The 18,444-nt window shown below is 39.1% G+C and carries 18 protein-coding genes and 1 riboswitch; of the genes, 9 read left to right on the forward strand and 9 right to left on the reverse strand.

Annotated elements, in window-relative coordinates; all coding sequences use genetic code 11:
* The first annotated feature begins 15 nt into the window (after nucleotides 1-15).
* Nucleotides 16-110, forward strand: a riboswitch (guanidine-I (ykkC/yxkD leader).
* 129 nt (nucleotides 111-239) lie between these two features.
* From QNH24_RS06895 to QNH24_RS06905, 3 genes are all read left to right on the forward strand, one after another.
* A complete protein-coding gene (locus QNH24_RS06895; protein ID WP_283871341.1) occupies nucleotides 240-473 on the forward strand; it encodes a hypothetical protein in 234 nt (77 codons plus the stop codon).
* A gap of 80 nt (nucleotides 474-553) precedes the next feature.
* Complete coding sequence (locus tag QNH24_RS06900) at nucleotides 554-895, forward strand: DMT family transporter (RefSeq protein WP_283871342.1); 342 nt, start codon at nucleotides 554-556, stop codon at nucleotides 893-895.
* Nucleotides 895-1,209, forward strand: a complete 315-nt coding sequence (locus QNH24_RS06905) for a DMT family transporter (protein WP_283871343.1) — start codon at nucleotides 895-897, stop codon at nucleotides 1,207-1,209. The genes QNH24_RS06900 and QNH24_RS06905 overlap by 1 nt, the downstream gene beginning before the upstream one ends.
* Nucleotides 1,210-1,252: 43 nt before the next feature.
* Here the strand turns inward: QNH24_RS06905 and QNH24_RS06910 are convergent, their stop codons facing one another.
* The 4 genes from QNH24_RS06910 to QNH24_RS06925 all read right to left on the reverse strand — a co-directional run bounded on the left by QNH24_RS06910 (nucleotide 1,253) and on the right by QNH24_RS06925 (nucleotide 5,231).
* Nucleotides 1,253-2,128 carry a glycine betaine ABC transporter substrate-binding protein gene (locus QNH24_RS06910; RefSeq protein ID WP_283871344.1) on the reverse strand — a complete coding sequence of 292 codons (876 nt, stop codon included), beginning with the start codon at nucleotides 2,126-2,128 and terminating at the stop codon, nucleotides 1,253-1,255.
* Between the two features lie 58 nt (nucleotides 2,129-2,186).
* On the reverse strand, nucleotides 2,187-3,041 hold the full coding sequence (locus QNH24_RS06915) for an ABC transporter permease (RefSeq protein ID WP_283871345.1): 855 nt from the start codon (nucleotides 3,039-3,041) through the stop codon (nucleotides 2,187-2,189).
* A complete protein-coding gene (locus QNH24_RS06920; RefSeq protein WP_283871346.1) occupies nucleotides 3,034-4,233 on the reverse strand; it encodes a quaternary amine ABC transporter ATP-binding protein in 1,200 nt (399 codons plus the stop codon). Before QNH24_RS06920 ends, QNH24_RS06915 begins: the two co-directional genes overlap by 8 nt.
* Nucleotides 4,234-4,595: 362 nt before the next feature.
* Nucleotides 4,596-5,231: a GntR family transcriptional regulator gene (locus tag QNH24_RS06925; RefSeq protein ID WP_054772273.1), complete on the reverse strand. Its 636-nt coding sequence runs from the start codon at nucleotides 5,229-5,231 to the stop codon at nucleotides 4,596-4,598.
* Nucleotides 5,232-5,500: 269 nt separating this feature from the next.
* Here QNH24_RS06925 and QNH24_RS06930 point away from each other — a divergent pair, with 269 nt between their 5' ends.
* Genes QNH24_RS06930 through QNH24_RS06945 form a run of 4 tightly spaced genes read left to right on the forward strand, consistent with a single transcriptional unit; the run spans nucleotide 5,501 to nucleotide 9,021 of the window.
* Nucleotides 5,501-6,232: a GTP cyclohydrolase II gene (locus QNH24_RS06930; RefSeq protein ID WP_283871347.1), complete on the forward strand. Its 732-nt coding sequence runs from the start codon at nucleotides 5,501-5,503 to the stop codon at nucleotides 6,230-6,232.
* Nucleotides 6,233-6,243: 11 nt separating this feature from the next.
* Entirely contained in the window at nucleotides 6,244-7,353 is a 1,110-nt protein-coding gene (gene ribD, locus QNH24_RS06935) for a bifunctional diaminohydroxyphosphoribosylaminopyrimidine deaminase/5-amino-6-(5-phosphoribosylamino)uracil reductase RibD (protein WP_283871348.1), read from the forward strand.
* A complete protein-coding gene (locus tag QNH24_RS06940; protein ID WP_283871349.1) occupies nucleotides 7,350-8,435 on the forward strand; it encodes an FAD-dependent monooxygenase in 1,086 nt (361 codons plus the stop codon). The genes ribD and QNH24_RS06940 overlap by 4 nt, the downstream gene beginning before the upstream one ends.
* Nucleotides 8,436-8,451: 16 nt before the next feature.
* Nucleotides 8,452-9,021, forward strand: coding sequence for a 5' nucleotidase, NT5C type (locus QNH24_RS06945; RefSeq protein WP_283871350.1), 570 nt, complete (start codon nucleotides 8,452-8,454; stop codon nucleotides 9,019-9,021).
* A 32-nt stretch (nucleotides 9,022-9,053) separates the two neighbouring features.
* Here QNH24_RS06945 and QNH24_RS06950 read toward each other — a convergent pair whose 3' ends face one another.
* The 5 genes from QNH24_RS06950 to QNH24_RS06970 form a co-directional block, all read right to left on the reverse strand.
* Nucleotides 9,054-9,821, reverse strand: coding sequence for an IclR family transcriptional regulator (locus tag QNH24_RS06950; protein ID WP_283871351.1), 768 nt, complete (start codon nucleotides 9,819-9,821; stop codon nucleotides 9,054-9,056).
* A 108-nt stretch (nucleotides 9,822-9,929) separates the two neighbouring features.
* Nucleotides 9,930-11,069, reverse strand: a complete 1,140-nt coding sequence (locus QNH24_RS06955; protein ID WP_283871352.1) for a CaiB/BaiF CoA transferase family protein — start codon at nucleotides 11,067-11,069, stop codon at nucleotides 9,930-9,932.
* Between the two features lie 20 nt (nucleotides 11,070-11,089).
* On the reverse strand, nucleotides 11,090-11,896 hold the full coding sequence (locus QNH24_RS06960) for an enoyl-CoA hydratase/isomerase family protein (RefSeq protein WP_283871353.1): 807 nt from the start codon (nucleotides 11,894-11,896) through the stop codon (nucleotides 11,090-11,092).
* Nucleotides 11,897-11,946: 50 nt separating this feature from the next.
* Nucleotides 11,947-13,023 (reverse strand): acyl-CoA dehydrogenase family protein, encoded by a 1,077-nt coding sequence (locus tag QNH24_RS06965; protein ID WP_283871354.1) that lies wholly within the window; start codon nucleotides 13,021-13,023, stop codon nucleotides 11,947-11,949.
* A complete protein-coding gene (locus QNH24_RS06970) occupies nucleotides 13,020-14,174 on the reverse strand; it encodes an acyl-CoA dehydrogenase family protein (RefSeq protein ID WP_283871355.1) in 1,155 nt (384 codons plus the stop codon). The genes QNH24_RS06965 and QNH24_RS06970 overlap by 4 nt, the downstream gene beginning before the upstream one ends.
* Before the next feature lie 219 nt (nucleotides 14,175-14,393).
* Between QNH24_RS06970 and rpoN the strand changes: the two genes are divergently transcribed.
* Both rpoN and QNH24_RS06980 read left to right on the forward strand, forming a co-directional pair.
* Nucleotides 14,394-15,731, forward strand: a complete 1,338-nt coding sequence (gene rpoN / locus QNH24_RS06975) for an RNA polymerase factor sigma-54 (RefSeq protein ID WP_283871356.1) — start codon at nucleotides 14,394-14,396, stop codon at nucleotides 15,729-15,731.
* A 738-nt stretch (nucleotides 15,732-16,469) separates the two neighbouring features.
* On the forward strand, nucleotides 16,470-17,885 hold the full coding sequence (locus tag QNH24_RS06980; protein WP_283871357.1) for an amino acid permease: 1,416 nt from the start codon (nucleotides 16,470-16,472) through the stop codon (nucleotides 17,883-17,885).
* The last annotated feature ends 559 nt before the right edge of the window (nucleotides 17,886-18,444 follow it).

Here is an 18,444-nt window from a genome sequence, read left to right on the forward strand (position 1 = left end):
GTGGCATAATAATATATGATAGTTTTCTAGGGTTCCGTAGCTTAGCTAGTCTGGTCCGAGAGAAAACCACAAATTGTTTTGTGACACGGAAGGATAAAAGCCTGGGAGATACTGTTTACGACAGTGTTCCTCAGGCTTTTTTTGTTTGGCTTAAAATAAGGTTATGCTAGTAATGCTGGGAATTTGGATGTGTGCTAAATTGAGCGAATCTACTTAAGTATGAGAAGGATGCTCGGCTCATGGAGAAAAAGGCTCAGGTAGTGGGGAAAGGCGCTCGGGTGACCGAGAAAAGCGCTCGGCTCGAGAAGAAAAGCGCTCGGCTCGAGAAGAAAAGCGCTCGGCTCGAGAAGAAAAACGCTCGGCTCGAGGAGAAAAGCGCTCGGCTTGAGGAGAAAAGCGCTCGGCTCGAGAAGAAAAGCGCTCGGCTCCTAAATAAAAACGCTCCACCCAGAGAAAAAAACACCTTTATGTAAATTTCTTTTAACAAAAATAAAGCTAAAACCTTTGGGCTAGCCTTTGGTCCGTGTCTAGCAATAATATGGAGGAATTCATTATGAATAAACAATGGGCAAGTGTTATCATTGCTGCTTTTTTTGAGGTCGGTTGGGTCATAGGCCTAAAGCATGCGGGAAATAGTATTGAATGGATAGGTACAGCCATTGCTATTTTTGTGAGCTTTTATTTATTAATTAAAGCTGGGGAAAGTTTACCTGTCGGAACGGTTTATGCCGTATTTGTAGGCTTAGGTACGGCGGGAACAGTGTGTGCGGATAGCTTGCTATTTGGAGAGCCGTGGAAAATAGCTAAAATTGTATGTATTGTCGTATTACTTTCAGGGGTGGTGGGCTTAAAGCTTGTGACTGGAGAGCCAAAAGATAAAGAGGTGAGTGAATAATGGCATGGATGGCATTGGTGATTGCAGGGCTCTGTGAGATGATGGGTGTTTATATGATTAGCAAATATAACGATACTAAGAGCATTAAAAATTTAGCACTGCTGATTTTTGCATTTACCCTAAGTTTTGCGGGTCTTGCATATGCTATGGAAACTTTACCGATGGGCACAGCCTACGCTATTTGGACAGGAATCGGAGCGGCGGGAGGAGCATTGCTAGGTATGCTATTCTTTAATGAATCAAAGGATTGGAGACGTATTTTCTGTATTGCGTTGGTTCTAGGAGCAGCAATTTTTTTAAAATTATTATCATAAATAAAAGCACTTCCACTTTAAACGGAAGTGCTTTTTGAAAATATTATTTTTTTACATCCTTTGTCCATTCAGCTACTTTATCAGCGTTTTTCTCTATCCAGTCTTTAGCAGCGTCTTTTGGATCTTTGCCATCCATAACTTCAAGCATTACACTTTCTAAATCTTCTGATGTCCAATGGAAATTATCTAGGACAGAATAGACATCTGGTTGATCCTCTTTTAAGCCTTTGCGAACGAAGGTATTAATTGTTTCTTCCCCACCGAAAACACCCTTTGGATCCTCTAAATATTTTAGATCATATTTTGCGAATTTCCAGTGAGGAGACCAGCCTGTCACGATAATTTCGTCTTTATTTTTAATGGCCTTTGCCAGGGAAGTTGTCATGGCGCCAGATGAAGAGGTTACTAGATTCCAATCTGATAAGTTATCGTATTCTTCTAACGCCTTTTCTGTAGCAGCCGTGATCCCAGCGCCAGGCTCTATACCTGTTATAGTGTGGTCAGCTTCATTTGCTAAATCCTCGATTGAATTTATATTCATATAACTTGGTACTACTAAACCAATTTTTGCACCAGCCAGGTTTTCACCTAACTCATCTAAATCAGCCTTATATTTTTCGTATTGAGAGGCATGTGTATGAGGTAGCCAAGCAGCAACCATTCCATCTGCCTCACCTTTTGAAACAGCCTCCCACATAATAGCATTATCAAGTGGTGTTAATGTTACATTGTATCCTAAGTCCTCAAGCACCTGACCTACGACATTTGTGGAAGCAATTTCTGTATCCCATTCCACATAGGCAAGGTTGACATCCTTTGAGTCTCCACTGCTCTTGTTAGAATCATCGCCACTACATGCGGCAAGCATAAAGCCAAGACCTAAAGCCATTCCTAATTTAGATAAAGTTTTCAATTTCATCGAATCTTCCTTTCTTATTTATAAAATTAAAAAACGCATCATTGTTGCTATGGTTTTTCTAGGCTGCCTTCTTTTTATTAAAGCTTTGTGTTAAACGGTCAATAATAATCGCGAAGATTACTAGACTCAAACCTGCTACAAATCCATTACCAACTTGTGTACGTTGTAGTGCAGTCAATACTTCACGACCAAGTCCAGGTGCGCCAATCATTGAGGCAACGACCACCATTGATAGTGAAAGCATAACGGTTTGGTTAATACCTGCCATGATTGTTGATTTTGCGAGTGGAATCTCCACTTTAAATAATTTTTGGCTAGCTGTACTACCGTAGGAATCTGCAGCTTCCACTAACTCTTTTGGAACCTGGCGAATACCAAGATTTGTCATACGTACTGTTGGAGGTAATGCAAAAATAACAGATGCAAAGACACCAGGTACAATTCCGATGCCAAAGAAGGCAACTGCTGGAATTAAATATACGAAGCCGGGCATTGTTTGCATAAAATCAAGTATGGGCTTAATAATATTTTCTGCTACATTCGATTTGGACATAAGGATGCCAAGTGGAATACCAATAATAATTGAAATAATACTTGAGAAAAGTACAAGTGTAGTTGTTTCCATAAGATGTGACCATAAGCCTTGGTTATAAATAAATAGCAGGCCTATGAATGAAAAAGCAGCAAGTCCAAATTTCTTGCCCGTGATAAAAAAGGCAAAGATGACGACAAGTACTATAAGAATAATGGCAGGAATGTTTATTAATAAATCAGTGACCTGATTCATGAGTAGTTTTCCAGATTTTTGAATAGCGTTAAATAACACTGAAAAATTACTCGTCAACCAGTCCATAGCTGATTCTACCCATGGAGCAAGTGGGATTGTTGGAATATTGTCTAAAAAATTATTCATGTGTAACAGCCTCCTCATCGCTAGTTGATAATGCTTCGATGACAACACCACGAATGAGGACTCCAAGTAAGCGCTCATCTTTTACAACTGCAATAGGAGTAGGAGAATTATGAATCAAACCCAAAATGTCCTGTAATAGCATATCTGGTGGAACGGTTAATACCTCTGATTGAACAATGGCATGCACGGTTTGTTCATGCTTTTTTGCAGCTGCTAGGGCGTCATCAGCCGTAATATAGCCTTTTAAATGACGATTTTTGTCAACCGCCATTAGCAAACTAACAGCCTCTTGGCGCATTCTCTTAAGAGCTACAGCAGGACCATCTAAGTCAACATTGACATATACAGGCCGAACCATAACATTTTCAGCAGTTAATACTTTAGAACGATCTACATCTTCCACGAAGGTTTTGACATAATCATTTGCTGGATTAGTTAAAATTTCTTCCCCTGTGCCAATTTGAATAATGGAGCCATCCTTCATAATGGCAATACGATCTCCAATACGCAATGCCTCATTTAAATCATGGGTGATAAATAAAATGGTTTTCTTCAATGTTCGTTGTAAATCGAGTAATTCATCTTGCATTTCTTTCCGAATTAATGGATCAAGTGCTGAAAAGGCTTCATCCATTAGTAAGATTTCAGGATCATTGGCAAGTGCGCGTGCTAAACCAACACGTTGTTGCATACCACCTGATAATTGATTCGGATATTGGTCTTTATACGCGAGTAAGCCAGCATTTGCGAGTGCCTGTTCCGCTTTTGCTTGACGTTCTTCTTTTGAGATGCCTCTGATTTCAAGGCCATATTCGGTATTTTGAAGAAGTGTACGATGGGGGAATAAACCGAAGTTTTGAAAAACCATACTCATTTTGTTCCTTCTGACATTTCGTAAATTTTCTTTACCCATTGACGAAATATTTTCTCCATCGATATAAATGTTTCCACTGGTTGGTTCGATCAGTCGGTTTAAAAGCCGAATAAGTGTTGATTTCCCACTTCCTGATAATCCCATGATGACGAAAATTTCACCTTCATTTACTGTAAAGCTTGCATCATAGACACCAACAGTTGCACCTGTTTCTTTTAAGATATCAGTCTTGCTTTTTTGTTGTTTGACGAGTTCTAATACTTGAGGAATATGCTTCCCAAAAACTTTTGAAACATGCTCCACTTTTATTTTTTCCATAGAACCACTCCTTTCGATGAATAATTTAGCCTTGGCGTAAATGTGCTGTTACATAAATAAATATTTTGTCCGGTTTTGAATAGTGTCTGCATCATTCTTTTTTCTCAAATTCCGTGACATTTGCCAGAGACTATATCTTCATATCTGCATCTCATCACCTTTAGAGGTGGGAGTATTCTATAGCCGATATTTTACTTTCGCTACAAACATTTGCTGCATGAAGATAAATACTATTTGAGGATAATGATACCCAAAAATAAACAAGTAACAACTTAAGACTAACAAAGAGTTGTTACTTTTGTCAAATCGACAAACAAGAAAAAATCCGCTTGAACGCTGTGATATCAGCGCTTAGGCGGATTTTAATTTGGATATAAAAAGCTCTGAACACGAGCGAAACTTTCATCATTGCCAATAAAGTAAATAATATCACCTTCCTCAAACGAAACATATGGTCCAGGTGATAGTAATAATTCATTTCCTCGACGGATACCAACAATCGTACTAGATGTATTTTGCCAAAAATTCAAAGCTTGTACTGTTTGATGGATACAAGGACTTTCGGCAGTCATTTCTAATTGATAGGGGATAAACGGATTGACGGATCGGAAATGTTCTGTTCGACTAATCAGCTGTTTCGTTTTATCCTGTAGGTTCAATAATTCTTGATGCTGCTTTTGAATACTAATCATCAGCTCACTTTGTAGCTCATGGACAGATTGTACATCCTGAAATTGTCGGACAAAATGTGCTGCCTTTTCGTATGATTTAATAATGACACCACTGCCTTTAGAAGCCTCTACAATTTCTAAGTCTTGTAAAACTGCGATAGCTCTTCTGGCTGTTTCTGCAGATACATTGTATTGACTTGCAAGTGAGGATCTAGCATAAATTTTATCGCCAATACTATATTTTCTTTCTACAATTTTTGAAGCAAGATCGACCGCAATTTGCTGATATTTTGGCTGCTTCACCTGAACATTCTTTTCTAAGTTCATTCTAAACTTCCTTTCCATTACAATTACCTCAGCTTATTATAGACTAGCCTGCACAGAAAAAATAGCATCTCCATAAGCTATTAGTATATCATTAAAATGTCTTATAGCAGTTTTCGTTCCTATATATATTTAGCTATAGAATAGGATCAGTTATTTGACAGTTTTTAGTTATTATTATAAACTAAGTTACGTTATGTAAGTAATGTGAAAATACACGTGCTCAGTTAGTGAAATGAACTAGCTGTTAACAATAGAAGGTTGGAGAAAAAATGACAATTACAACAAAAGTTATGGATATAGTGAAAGATAAAATGATCATTGTACAACACTCTAAAACAGAAAATATTTGCTTAGTTGGACCAGTCAAGTTACCGGTGAAACAAGGTGATTTTTCAGCCATTTTCCAATGGTATAACTGGCTAAAATTGGATACAAGTTTATCGAAAGAAGAAATCATTGACGGTTTAGCTTCTGCTAATTTAGCTTTCTCACAACAATCATCGGTTCTTGTTTATGGTGATTTTACCCATACAGACGATGCTTTAATCCGGATGCATAGTATATGTCATACAGGTGACATCTTTGGCAGTCAGCGCTGTGACTGTGGCTATCAATTACATGAATCGATGAAAATGATTGTGGAGCATGGCTGTGGAGCTATTTTTTATTTAGCGGATCATGAGGGGCGTGGCATTGGTTTATTCTCCAAATCTCTTGCCTATTTATTACAAGAAGAGGGATTGGATACAGTTGAGGCTAATCATGCACTAGGCTTCTCAGACGATACTCGTTCCTATGAAGAAGCAATTACAGTATTAGGTGCCCTACGTTCAAAGCCAGTTACGCTTATTACGAATAATCCGAAAAAGCTTGCAGCATTACAGGCTCATGGCTTAGCAGCAGAAGGACATGTCCCATTATGGGGAGGTCTGACAGAAACAAACAGTTTTTATTTAAATACAAAAGTTGAAAAATCTGGACATATACGAGAAGAGAAGTGAGGTTGGCTGCGATGACGACAGATGAGAAATATATGCAATTAGCACTGGATTTAGCCGCTAATGCAAGAGGCAATACGAATCCTAATCCACTTGTTGGGGCAGTAATCGTAAAAGACGGCATAATAGTAGGCACAGGCTTACACAGAAAAGCGGGTGAACCACATGCGGAGGTTCATGCTTTTCGTATGGCTGGAGAACATGCGAAAGGTGCCACACTTTATGTAACACTTGAGCCATGTTCACATTATGGAAAAACACCTCCTTGCGCGAATTTAGTGAAGGAGTCTGAAGTTAAGCGCGTTGTTGTTGCCATGCAAGATCCCAATCCAGCTGTTGCTGGACGTGGAATTCAGCTGCTACGTAATGCAGGGATTGAGGTAGCTGTGGGCGTATTAGAGGAACAGGCTCAACGCTTAAATGAACGTTTTATTCATAATATGTTAACAAAACGACCATTTATCATTTCAAAGTACGCGATGACATTAGATGGAAAAATCGCGACTCATACAGGACATTCTAAGTGGGTAACAGGTGAGGCGGCTCGTCAGGATGTTCATCATATTCGACATCAAGTTGATGGGATTTTAGTTGGTGTTGGCACGGTGATAGCTGACAATCCTTCTTTGACAACAAGGTTACAAGAGGGATACGGGAAAAATCCGGTACGTATCATTATGGATAGCACACTCCGCATTCCAGCACATGCTCATGTCCTAGATGTGAAAGAAGCTGACACGATTATTGTTTGTGATGAGGATGCAAGTTTAGAGAGAATAACAGCCTTACAAGAACAAGGTATAACTGTTATGAAAGTGCGCCGTAATCAACAGGGCCTTATGATTGATGATATGCTTGAAAAGCTCTATCAATATGGTATTACTGATATTTTAGTGGAGGGTGGCAGCACTGTAAATGCCTCCTTTTTACAGCAGGGTGCCATTGATAAATATGTCATTTATATAGCACCAAAAGTTCTTGGAGGAAAATTATCCTTAACACCATTTGCTGGTCCAAATCCTTCAATTATGGATGCATCATGGGATGTTGAAGTTGCATCCTTTGATAAGATTGGGCAGGATTTACGTATTATTGCTTATCCGAAAAAGGGTGAGGGCAAGTGAATTATCAAGCCGATGTTTGTATCGTAGGCGCAGGGCCAGGTGGTGCATTACTGTCCTATTTATTAGCCAAGAAAGGTCTCTCTGTCATATTATTAGAGCAAAATGCAGCACTTGGTCAGGCATTTCGTGGCGAGCATTTAAATGAGGAGGGGGAGGCTGTTTTGAAAAGTCATCAGCTTTTTGAAGCAGTCGAAGCACTCGGCATATTACGTATGGAGAAGCTTGAATATTATGCAGAAGGGAAAGCTTTTAAAACAATCTTTCCTGATGAAGCTGTTGGACATTTAGGGATTCATGTACCTCAAGCAAATTTATTACAGGGAATTTTACAAAAGGCACGGCAATTTCCTCATTTTTCATGCTCCCTACATACTAAAGTAACGCAGCTTCTAAAGGATTCTTCAGGTAGGTATATAGGCGTCGTAGCAAGAAAAGATGGGGAGACTATTGAAATTGGTAGTCAATTGATTATTGGGGCTGACGGTCGTTATTCTACTATTCGTAAGCATGCACAAATTGATATTCAAAAGCGTAAGCATGGCTTTGATTTACTTTGGGCAAAAATTCTGGCCCCACATGGCTGGGAGCCGTCTATAAAAATGGCCTTAATTGGAGATAAGCAGCTATCACTGTTTACACAGGTTGGTGGCTTTATTCAGATAGGGTGGAATATTGAGCAGGGAAGTTTTGCACAATTAAAAAAACAGGACTTTACTCCGTTTATCCATCAGCTTCCAGAGGCATTTCCGGAATTAGCAGACTCAGTAAGAACACAGATCACCTCTTGGCATGACTTTGTCTTGCTTGATGTTTTCAGTAGCCTTTGTGAAAGCTGGGGAACAAAAGGTATTGCTTTGCTAGGGGATGCTGTTCACACGATGACACCAACAGGGGCATTTGGTCTTAACAGTGCGTTAAAGGATGCAGATTGTTTAGCGTCGCTGTTAAAGAAAGAATCACTTACTCAATTCGATGTGAAAAAATTCCAGGGACTGCGCACGCTAGCTATTGAGGAAGTTTTGGCAAAACAACTAGAGAAAGAGCAGACATTCGCGGCAAACTTTATCAACAAGGCGTCCTGAAAGGAAGAAAATAAACATGAAATTTGGCTTTGATATTGATGACACACTCATTAATTTACGTGCTCACGCCTTTTCACTCTATAATCAAAAATTAGGTAAAAATATTCCGCAAGAAGTTTTTCAAGCATTGCAAAGGGTGGAGATTCATGAACCGTTTGGGTTAACAGAAACAGAGGGGTCGACAATGTGGAATCACTCCATGGAGGAAATCTATTTTACAGACTGTCCTTCCTTTGAGGGAGCCCTTGAGACACTTCAATTGTTAGCACAGCAGGGACATGAAATTTATTACATTACATCTCGTCCAAAGCAGTACTGTGCACGCACAAGAGCATGGATGGTAGCACAGGGCTTCCCAATCAAAGATAATCACTTTTTCTGTGGTATGCAGGATACAGAAAAAGTAGAGATTATTCAGAAGCTTGCCTTAGATGTCTATGTGGATGATAAACCAGCAGTGTTAGAAACACTTGGCAATGTAGCAACAAAAGTAATCTTAAAAAATCAATCCTATAATCAGCAAGTAGATTTGCCAAGATTGAATCATTGGAATGATTTCCTTAAAATAATCCGTGTAAATAAATAAAAAAATCCCGAATGAGCCCATTCGGGATTTTTTTAAAATAATTGTTTTTCAATTTCTAAACCAACGCTTTGAATAGTGTGGATTAGGTAATCTTCATCATAGTCATTGTATCGCACTTCAGGTATGACCAATGACACAGAGGCAATAATTTGCTCGGAAGCATTTAAAATCGGAGCGGACAGCGAACATGCACCTCGTACACGTTCACTCCTGCTTTTTGCAAATCGTTGTTTACGAATTTGCAGTAATTCCTCCCAAAGCTGCTCTTTCGAAAGAATGGTTTCATCGGAAATTAGTTCAAGCTCAATACTCCCGATATAGTCCTCCGCATTTGACATAAAAGCGAGCAATGCTTTAGAAGAAGCTCCCGCATAAAGGGGAGAAGTGTCCCCAACGAACATCTTTGTTGAAAGCGGGTAGGTTGAATCATAGTTTAATATACAGCGTCTTTCCAATCCATCAATTATATTCATGGAAACACTCTCGCCAATTTCTTCATTTAATTTTTTTAAAATGGGCTCTGCAACAATAATTAGACTTGATTCTTCTTTAACTAAATTTCCTAAGTATAAAAGTGAATGCCCCAATTGATAGCGCTTTGTACGTTCATCTTTATGTAGAAAACCTTCATACACAAAGGTAGAAACGAAGCGCTGTAAACTAGAGATGCTTATCCCTGTTTTTTTACTTAACTCGGTAAGAGAAAGGCTAGGTTCATCTTTTGTGAAAGCTTTTAATACTTTAATAGCTTTGTGCAGCGATGACATTGTATAGTTTTTTTCGAAAATCTCTTGATCCATCTCAACACCTACTAAAATCATATTTACAGGATATCAGAAAATCTGCCCCTTTTGCTGAAGCTTTTATCTTAATAAGATAAAAATTACTTCTATTATAGCGTAAATTGATTAGAGGAGAGAGGATTTTTGGAATTCGTTTGTGTGTTCTCCAAGTAACGGTGGTGCTAATTTGTATTGAATATTTAAATTGGAAAATTTCAATGGGCTTTTTATAAACTTGATGGTCCCATATTGTTCGTGTTCTAGTTCACCAATCATATCACGTGCGATCAACTGAGGTTGTGCGAATGCCTCAGCAATCGTATTCACACGACCACCAGGAATTTTATACCGCTGCAATAATGTGATCCACTCATCCCGAGTTTTCGTAATTGTGACATTAGCTATCATTTGTACAAGCTCAGCCTCATGCTGCTTACGAAGAGTATTTGATAAAAAGCGCGGATCCTTTGCCCATTCCTCATGTTTCAGCATCGTGCAAAACTTTTGAAATTGTCCATCTGTCCCAACACAAATCATTAAGGGACCATCTGCACATTGAAATACTTGATATGGGGCAACATTATTATGGCGATTCCCAAGACGCTGTGAGGAAAAGCCTGTATTTAAATAAGCACTTGCCACATTTGCTAAGCTACTCATTTGGACATCTAGTAAAGCTAAGTCAATAAATTGACCTTGATCAGTTAGGTCTCGTTGTCGTAAGGCAGCTAAAATACTAATCACAACATAATTAGACGTTAAAATATCTGCAATAGGTACACCCACCTTTGTTCCTTCACCCTCAGGGGAGCCGGTGACATGCATTAATCCACTCATTGCCTGAATAACTGGGTCAAAGCCAGGTTCATGTGCAAGAGGACCAGTTTGCCCAAACCCTGTGACTGCACAATAAATAAGACGTGGGTTAACTTTTTTCAGCTCCTCATAGCTTAGACCCATTCGTGCCATATCCCCAGTTTTAAAATTTTCAAGTACGATATCTGCATCTTTGACAAGATCTTTAAATCTTTCTCTACCCTCTGTTGTTTTTAAGTCTAGTAGGATCGATTTTTTATTTCGGTTAGCACAGAGATAGTACGTACTTTGTTCTTGAACAAACGGTCCCCAATCTCGCATACTATCGGAGCCATTTGGATGTTCAATGCGAATTACTTCTGCTCCTAAATCTGCCAACATCATGGAGCCTGCAGGGGCAGCATAAACGCGTGATAAGTCCAGTACTCGAATATTTTCAAGAGGTTGCATCTTTTCTCCTCCTACACACATCATTTATAAACAGGCTTACGTTTTTCTACAACCGCGCTAACACCCTCTTTAAAATCATCCAACTCTGTGACAATTGCCATTTGTGATGAAATATAATCAAGAGCAGTACGTAAATCCATGCGTTGACTTTGATAAACAGCACGCTTAATGAATTGTAGTGTTGTAGTTGGACGTCTTGCTAAGTCCCTAGCATAATTCATTGTGTATTCGTCTAGCTCATGGTCATCCACAACAAATGTTACAACACCTTTGTCCTTTGCCTCATCTGCAGTTAGTACACGAGCAGTCCAGAACATATCTAATGCTTGATCAATACCAATTAATTTTGGTAAATAATAAGCTCCACCATCACCAGGCACGATAGCAACGTTAATATAGCTTTCTGAAATCTTTGTAGATTTAGCGGCAATCCGAATATCACACATTAAGGCCATATCAAGCCCAGCGCCCATTGCAAAGCCATGCAACTGTGCAATAACAGGTTTATCAATTTCTTCAAGGAGAAGGGGAATACGCTGAATTTTTTTCCAAAGTGAATTTTTTCGTGCTAAACCTGTAGAAGAGATATCTTCTTCGCTTTGGAAAAAGCCCTCACCAGCCTGCATTGCTTTAATATCGCCACCCGCACAAAAAGACTTTCCATTACCCTTCACAATGACAACTCGAATATCGTTAGAATCGCGAACAATTTCAAGCGCTTTTATCCACTCAGTAATCATTTCTTCACTGAAAGCATTGTACGCCTCTGGTCTATTTAAAGTAATGGTTGCAATATGATCTCGCACTTCAAAAAGTAAATCAGTCATTGAAAAACACTCCCTTTAGGTTATTGGTTTGAATGTACTTACTGCAAAATTCATCCTTCTACTTTGAGTAATGGGGAACTACTATTAGAAGTAGTCAAATACGCCCAAAGACTATCCTCGCTATTTTCCATTAGCTGTAATGCTACAATATTAGTCCAATAAGAGGAATTTACTCCTTCGTCGCGCCATGCCCAAAGTCTACGTGTAAATTGATGCAAACTATGCTCGTGGGTTGTACCGATGGCTGCATGGACTTGGTGGGAGATGGTTGTCACTGCTTGAATGATTTCTTCAAAACGAATGCGGGCGTATGCAACCTCACTATTTTCATTGTTTGTAAGAAGGGCTTCGGTTACATTATTAAATGCCGCTAAAGCAAGAGCCGTTTCACCTGCTAAGTGAACAATATGCTGCTGAACAAGCTGGAACCGATGAATCGGTCGACCGAATTGCTCACGCTCCTTCGTAAATTGAATTGTTAAGTCATTTATTTTATCAATAGCACCAGTCATCAGGGCTAATTGAAAGGCAGTACAGAGTGTTGTTAATTTGTGTATTTCGTCAGGAGATAACACAGAAGACGTTTGTGAAACTAGTGCATGTTGGAATGTCACAGTATCACGCGGTTCGCCTGCTAAATTTGTGCCTTGTTTAATGTCAGCCTGACTTAAATCTATTTCTACTAGATGTGTACCCTCTGAACTATAAGCAAGTGTTACTAGGTGCTTCACGTGACGTGCCCAAGGTATATGATGAGCCTCACCTGTTAATGTCCCGTTCTCTAACGTAAAGACTTGGTTCGTAGATAACCTATATGTTGCTAAACCTTCTAGTATCTGTAAGTTTAAATACTCCAGTAAATAGTTCGCAAAGGTTGTTTCAATAAATGGGATCGGAGCAGCGTATTTTCCAGTTAATCGAACAATATTCAATAAATCTTCAATATCGCCCCCTGCACCGCCATTTTCTTCGGTAACGGCTACAACCGTCATACCATTTTCCTCAAATAATTCCCATAAAGCAGGTGCCCAATCACCTTGTTCTACAGTATCGACTAAATCCTTATCGACATTTTCCTTTAACATACGCTCAACAACTTCCGTAATCATGTCTTTCATCTCACTCATTGTGCTACAACTCCTTTCGCTACAACGCCATACAATACCTCTGAAGTTCCACCTCTAATGGTAAAGCCGGGTGCATGTAAAATAGACTGGGCCATAAAGCGATCAATTTTACGATCGGCATCAAGTGAAGGATAAGTCTGTATGATTAGACGTGTGATTTCAGGAATACTTTGCTCAAATTTCGTCCCAAGTGCTTTCACAAGTGCTGCTGGAATAGAGACGTCTTCACTATTACCAGATTCTAAAAGCTGAGCCACACCAATTGATAGATTTCTTAGACTCCAAAGACGAGCAACAATTTTGGATGCTTGCGTTAATCCTTGTGAATTATTTTGGCGCTTTAGCTCTTGAATAAGCTCATCAATTAATGGGAATGTGCTCAATATTCGCTCTGGGCCACTACGCTCAAAGGCAAGTTCTGCTAATCCTTGAGCCCAGCCATTACCGATTTCCCCAACTACCATATTGTCTGGTACAAAAACATTATCAAAGAACACCTCATTGTAATGGTGCTCACCAGTTAAATATTTTATGGGAACAATGGTTACACCTTGTGCTTGTAAATCGATGATGAGCTGACTTAGGCCAGCATGCTTATTTTTCCCATCAAACGGACTTGTTCGTACTAAAGTGACCATATAATGACAAAGGTGAGCGTTACTCGTCCATATTTTTTGCCCATTTACAATCCAGCCACCTTCTACTTTTTCAGCACGTGTAGTGACTGAAGCTAGGTCAGAGCCACTATTAGGTTCACTTAACCCTATGCCAAAGTAGCATTCGCCTTTCACAATCTGTGGTAAGAAAAATTCACGCTGTTCTTCTGACCCATAACGTAAAAGAAGAGGACCTGTCTGGCGGTCGGCAAACCAATGTGCTGCAACAGGGGCGCCAACGGCTAAAAATTCTTCTGTTAAAATATACCGATCAATAGTACTTCGCTCTTGACCACCGTATTTTTTTGGCCAAGTTAAGCCAATCCAACCTTGTTGACCAATCAATCTAGAAAACTCAGGATCGTCCCCACTTAACCAAGAATCACATTTCGGTGTGAAGGTTCCTTTTGCTAATTCATCCTGTAGAAAAGCTCTAACCTCTACACGAAATTGTTCCTGTTCTTCTGTAAATTGCACCGTTGGTAAATGAAGCATTTCATCATTCCTCCTATTTTACCGCAATGTGGTAACTATTATTTTATATGTGTATTTTATGACTTCCTATGAATGGAGTCAATCTATTTTTTTGAATTATTAAAAATTTCTTCGCAGAGGAATAAGTAATGAAGAGAAAATAATATTTTTAATTAAAAAATGGTAAAATGCAGAATAAACGTGTTACTATGTAGAAAATTTTGTTAAGGAGGTAAGGGCGTGCAAATAGCTATAAAAACTTCACAAAAGGTTATGCAAGTTTTATCAGCGCAGCTTGTACAGCATTTAGAAATACTGCAATACTCTACAAATGAGTTAGAACAGTTTATTTATGACAAAGCCAATGAAAATCCTCTATTAGTTGTTACTGACGCAGCGGTAAAAAGACAATATGAGGAAATTTCCCAATTAGCAAGCTATTCCGTTAAGAGTTTTTCCTCGCGCTATTATGAGCCAAAACGTAATTCGTTTAATTTCGTTGAGATGGGGCTAGCTGCAAAAGAAAGCTATGAACGATTTTTATTGGAACAGGTGCCTTTGCATAAAAATCTTTCTTCAATGGATTTAAAAATCTTGACGTTTTTAATTCAATCCTTAGACGATCGTTTATTTTTAGATGTGGATGTTGAATTGGTCGCCGATAAATTTAAAACAAGTATTTTGCATGTAGAGGCATTATTGGACTTACTTCAAACATTTGAACCAGTAGGAGTAGGGGCACGGAATACAAAAGAATATTTACTTATTCAGGTAGATAGAGATGAACTTGCACCCAATTTGACCTACCAATTTATCCAAGATGATTTAGAGTTAGTAGCTGCACAGGCCATCAAACAATTAAGTAAAAAATACAAAACACCCATACACGAAGTAAAAAATACTGTGGACTATATAAAAAATTTACGACCAGTGCTATTAGGAGATAAATTGGAAGCGATTCCATATATCATTCCCGAAATTGAAGTTGAAAAATTCGATGAGGAATGGTTGATTAAATTGAATCGTGGATATGTACCAGCCATTACAATTGATCAACATTATGTAGAAATATTAAAGAATGATCCAAACTGTAAAACATATTTCCAAGACACAATGAAAGATGCTCTGTTATTAATACAAGGAATTGAGCAACGTGATAAAACACTTTACGAAATAACTAGATTACTAGTGAAATTACAAGAGGATTTTTTCCATCAAGGAATTGAGGCTATAAAGCCCTTGCGTTTAAAAGATGTTGCGGACATATTAGGGTTACATGTGTCAACGATTAGTCGTGCTGTTCGTGGAAAATATATAAAAACCACCCACGGCGTATATGCTTTACAAACGTTATTTACAAAGGGTGTGATGAATAGTTCTGGAAAAATGGATTCGATTATGTATATTAAAAAGCGACTTAAACAGTTGATTGAAGGTGAAGATAAACAAAAACCTTTAACGGATCAGCTAATTACCAAAATATTAAGTGGCGAAGGTATTCAAATTTCTAGACGAACAGTAGCGAAGTACAGAGAAGAAATGAACATTATGAGCTCATTCAATCGAGCATATGGATAGATGATGTAAATGAAGTACCAATGATGTACATTTGCATCAAAAATTCGAAATCGCATATATGAACCAACCATTTTAAATGACAACAATAAAAGATATGGGTAGATAATTATTTGAAATTTTTAACCTCTTTCAGCAAATGTTTTTTTGTATCGAAAGTATAGAGGCAGCGGCAAATACAGAAGTCTCCTGACTCTATAGGTGGGGGGAGATGAATGAGAATTTAAGCTACTATTCAGAGGGCGTCCAAACACCTGTTGAAATAGAGGAACTCAGTCTAAGAATGCCACGTCCTTTGGTAACGACTGAGTGACCAACATCATGTTGCTGCCGCTACGTTAACACTACGCTTTCGCACAAAAAACATCATGTTGCTGCCGCTACGTTAGCACTACGCTTTCGTACAAAAAACATTTGTTGGCCCAAAGCCTCTGGCGGATGTCACGGAATCGAAAAGGAGTTAATAAAGGATGTTAGCCAAAATCATCGCATTCATGCGATAACGGCTAACTGACCTGCATCGGTAAAAAACGCCACGTCCTGTGGCTTTACCGAAATGACCGACATCGTGTCGGCCCTCACGCAGGCCTAAGCACAAAGCCGATTCCGGACGCAATTATGCCGAGGCATAATTGATTAATTGAATAGAGTTGGCATCCAATTTGCTCATTAAACAGTAGACATTGAATTAGAGGAAAGGGGCTAGTAAATGTCTACATAAAACACTAAAGGGGTGCTTTAATGGGAGCTTTGCAAAAATCACTGAAAACACGGCATATTACAATGATTTCCATTGGAGGGGTAATTGGTACAGGGCTATTCGTTGGTACAGGGAAAAACATTTTAAGCACTGGTCCAGCGGCAGTCGTTTCATATGCAATTGCATGCTTACTGATCGTTTTAATCATGCAAATGGTTGGAGAAATGGCGGCAGGAGAAATTGTGCTTGGGGAAAAGGCTAATGGTTCTGCAGAGTTAGGTTCATTTGCTTCATATGCAGGGAAGTATATTGGTCCATGGGCAGGCTTTACTGTGGGCTGGCTATATTGGGCAAGTTGGGTATTTATTGTGGGGCTAGAAGCGGCACTTATTGGGGGAATGCTGCATAATTGGTTCCCGTTTATACCAATTTGGGTTGGAAGTATCGGCATCACATTGTTAATGACCATCATCAATATTTACTCTGTAAAATCATTTGGAGAATTCGAATATTGGCTTTCCTTCGTTAAAGTTTCAGCCATTCTCGTATTTTTAGTAGTTGGTCTAGCTATGATCCTAGGCATTTGGCCAAATTATGAGGCAAAGGGATTAGGAATCTTAACAGAATTCGGTGGATTCGCACCAAATGGTATTGTCCCAATTTTTACTGCCATTGTTTTTGTCATTTTCTCTATTTGCGGTGCAGAGGTAGCGGCTATTGCAGCAGCAGAGTCTGAAAATCCAGCGAAAAATATTGTTCGTGCCATTCGCAATGTTGTGTTTCGATTAGGGCTATTTTTCGTAGGCTCAGTAGCTATTATGGTTTTAATTTTACCTTGGAATGATACAAAAATGTTGGCAGCACCATATGCAAATATTTTAACGCTAGCAGGGCTTCCTATTGCTGCTCAAATTATACAAATCGTCATTTTTATTTCATTAATCTCAGTTTTAAATTCTGCACTGTATACAAGCTCACGTATGTTACTTGAAATGTCACGTCAGGGTGATGCGCCGAAAGTATTTTCGCAAATTAAAAATCGGCGAGGAGCACCGGTACCTGCCATTATCGGAAGCACAGTGGTGGCGTATATCTGTGCGATGCTATATTTCATTTCACCTGAAGTTATCTTCTATTTTTTAGGTAATTGTGTTGGTGGATTGATGATTGCGGTTTATATTTTTATTGCTATTTCCCAAATTCGTTTCCGACGTTATTATGACAAGGTTTCAAATGAGCCATTATCGATTAGAATGTGGTTATTCCCATATCTTTCTTATGTCACAATTGGAATTTTAACCGTTGTTTATTTATGTCAAGCGCTCATAGAATCATTACGCTCTCAGTTTTATTTAAGTACATTAGTTTTAATACTCTCAGTTGTACTGTTTATGATTATGCGAAAGCTGTCGACAAGACCAGAAGAAAAAATAGAGGAAAAGCTAGCCTCAGAGTAGAATAATATGGTGATGTTTCTAATCGTAGTGATTTAACTTCTTTCAGCAAATATCTTTAGTACCGAAAGCGTAGCGGCAGATGTTTTATGCGCGTAAGCGTAGCGGCAGCGGCAGGTACAGAAGTCTCCCACCTCTATAAATGGTGAGATGAATGCGAATTTAAGCTACTTTTCAGAGGGTATCCAAACTCCCGCTGAAATAGAGGAACTCAGTCTAAGAACCCCCACTTCCTGTGGCAATTTATCTGTGCGAAAGCGAAGCGACAGCAACACGGTTTTATCTGTGCGAAAGCGAAGCGACAGCAACAACAACAACAACAGCAACAACACACGTCTGAGTGACCGACATCATGTTGCTGCCGCTGCGTTAGCACTCGCTTTCGCACAGAAACATCATGTTGCTGCCGCTGCGTTAGCGCTCGCTTTCGCACAGAAACATCATGTTGCTGCCGCTGCGTTAGCACTCGCTTTCGCACAGAAACATCATGTTGCTGCCGCTGCGTTAGCACTTTGCTTTCGCACCGAAACATCATGTTGCTGCCGCTGCGTTAGCACTTCGC

The sequence above is a fragment of the Lysinibacillus pakistanensis genome, from assembly GCF_030123245.1.
In the GTDB taxonomy this organism is placed as follows: domain Bacteria; phylum Bacillota; class Bacilli; order Bacillales_A; family Planococcaceae; genus Lysinibacillus; species Lysinibacillus pakistanensis.

Bases quoted from the DNA above. Each gene is read 5' to 3' on its own strand.
- QNH24_RS06895 (WP_283871341.1), top strand. From the start codon at position 240: ATGGAGAAAAAGGCTCAGGTAGTGGGGAAAGGCGCTCGGGTGACCGAG.
- QNH24_RS06900 (WP_283871342.1), top strand. From the start codon at position 554: ATGAATAAACAATGGGCAAGTGTTATCATTGCTGCTTTTTTTGAGGTC.
- QNH24_RS06905 (WP_283871343.1), top strand. From the start codon at position 895: ATGGCATGGATGGCATTGGTGATTGCAGGGCTCTGTGAGATGATGGGT.
- QNH24_RS06910 (WP_283871344.1), bottom strand. From the start codon at position 2,128: ATGAAATTGAAAACTTTATCTAAATTAGGAATGGCTTTAGGTCTTGGC.
- QNH24_RS06915 (WP_283871345.1), bottom strand. From the start codon at position 3,041: ATGAATAATTTTTTAGACAATATTCCAACAATCCCACTTGCTCCATGG.
- QNH24_RS06920 (WP_283871346.1), bottom strand. From the start codon at position 4,233: ATGGAAAAAATAAAAGTGGAGCATGTTTCAAAAGTTTTTGGGAAGCAT.
- QNH24_RS06925 (WP_054772273.1), bottom strand. From the start codon at position 5,231: ATGAACTTAGAAAAGAATGTTCAGGTGAAGCAGCCAAAATATCAGCAA.
- QNH24_RS06930 (WP_283871347.1), top strand. From the start codon at position 5,501: ATGACAATTACAACAAAAGTTATGGATATAGTGAAAGATAAAATGATC.
- ribD (WP_283871348.1), top strand. From the start codon at position 6,244: ATGACGACAGATGAGAAATATATGCAATTAGCACTGGATTTAGCCGCT.
- QNH24_RS06945 (WP_283871350.1), top strand. From the start codon at position 8,452: ATGAAATTTGGCTTTGATATTGATGACACACTCATTAATTTACGTGCT.
- QNH24_RS06950 (WP_283871351.1), bottom strand. From the start codon at position 9,821: ATGGATCAAGAGATTTTCGAAAAAAACTATACAATGTCATCGCTGCAC.
- QNH24_RS06955 (WP_283871352.1), bottom strand. From the start codon at position 11,069: ATGCAACCTCTTGAAAATATTCGAGTACTGGACTTATCACGCGTTTAT.
- QNH24_RS06960 (WP_283871353.1), bottom strand. From the start codon at position 11,896: ATGACTGATTTACTTTTTGAAGTGCGAGATCATATTGCAACCATTACT.
- QNH24_RS06965 (WP_283871354.1), bottom strand. From the start codon at position 13,023: ATGAGTGAGATGAAAGACATGATTACGGAAGTTGTTGAGCGTATGTTA.
- QNH24_RS06970 (WP_283871355.1), bottom strand. From the start codon at position 14,174: ATGCTTCATTTACCAACGGTGCAATTTACAGAAGAACAGGAACAATTT.
- QNH24_RS06980 (WP_283871357.1), top strand. From the start codon at position 16,470: ATGGGAGCTTTGCAAAAATCACTGAAAACACGGCATATTACAATGATT.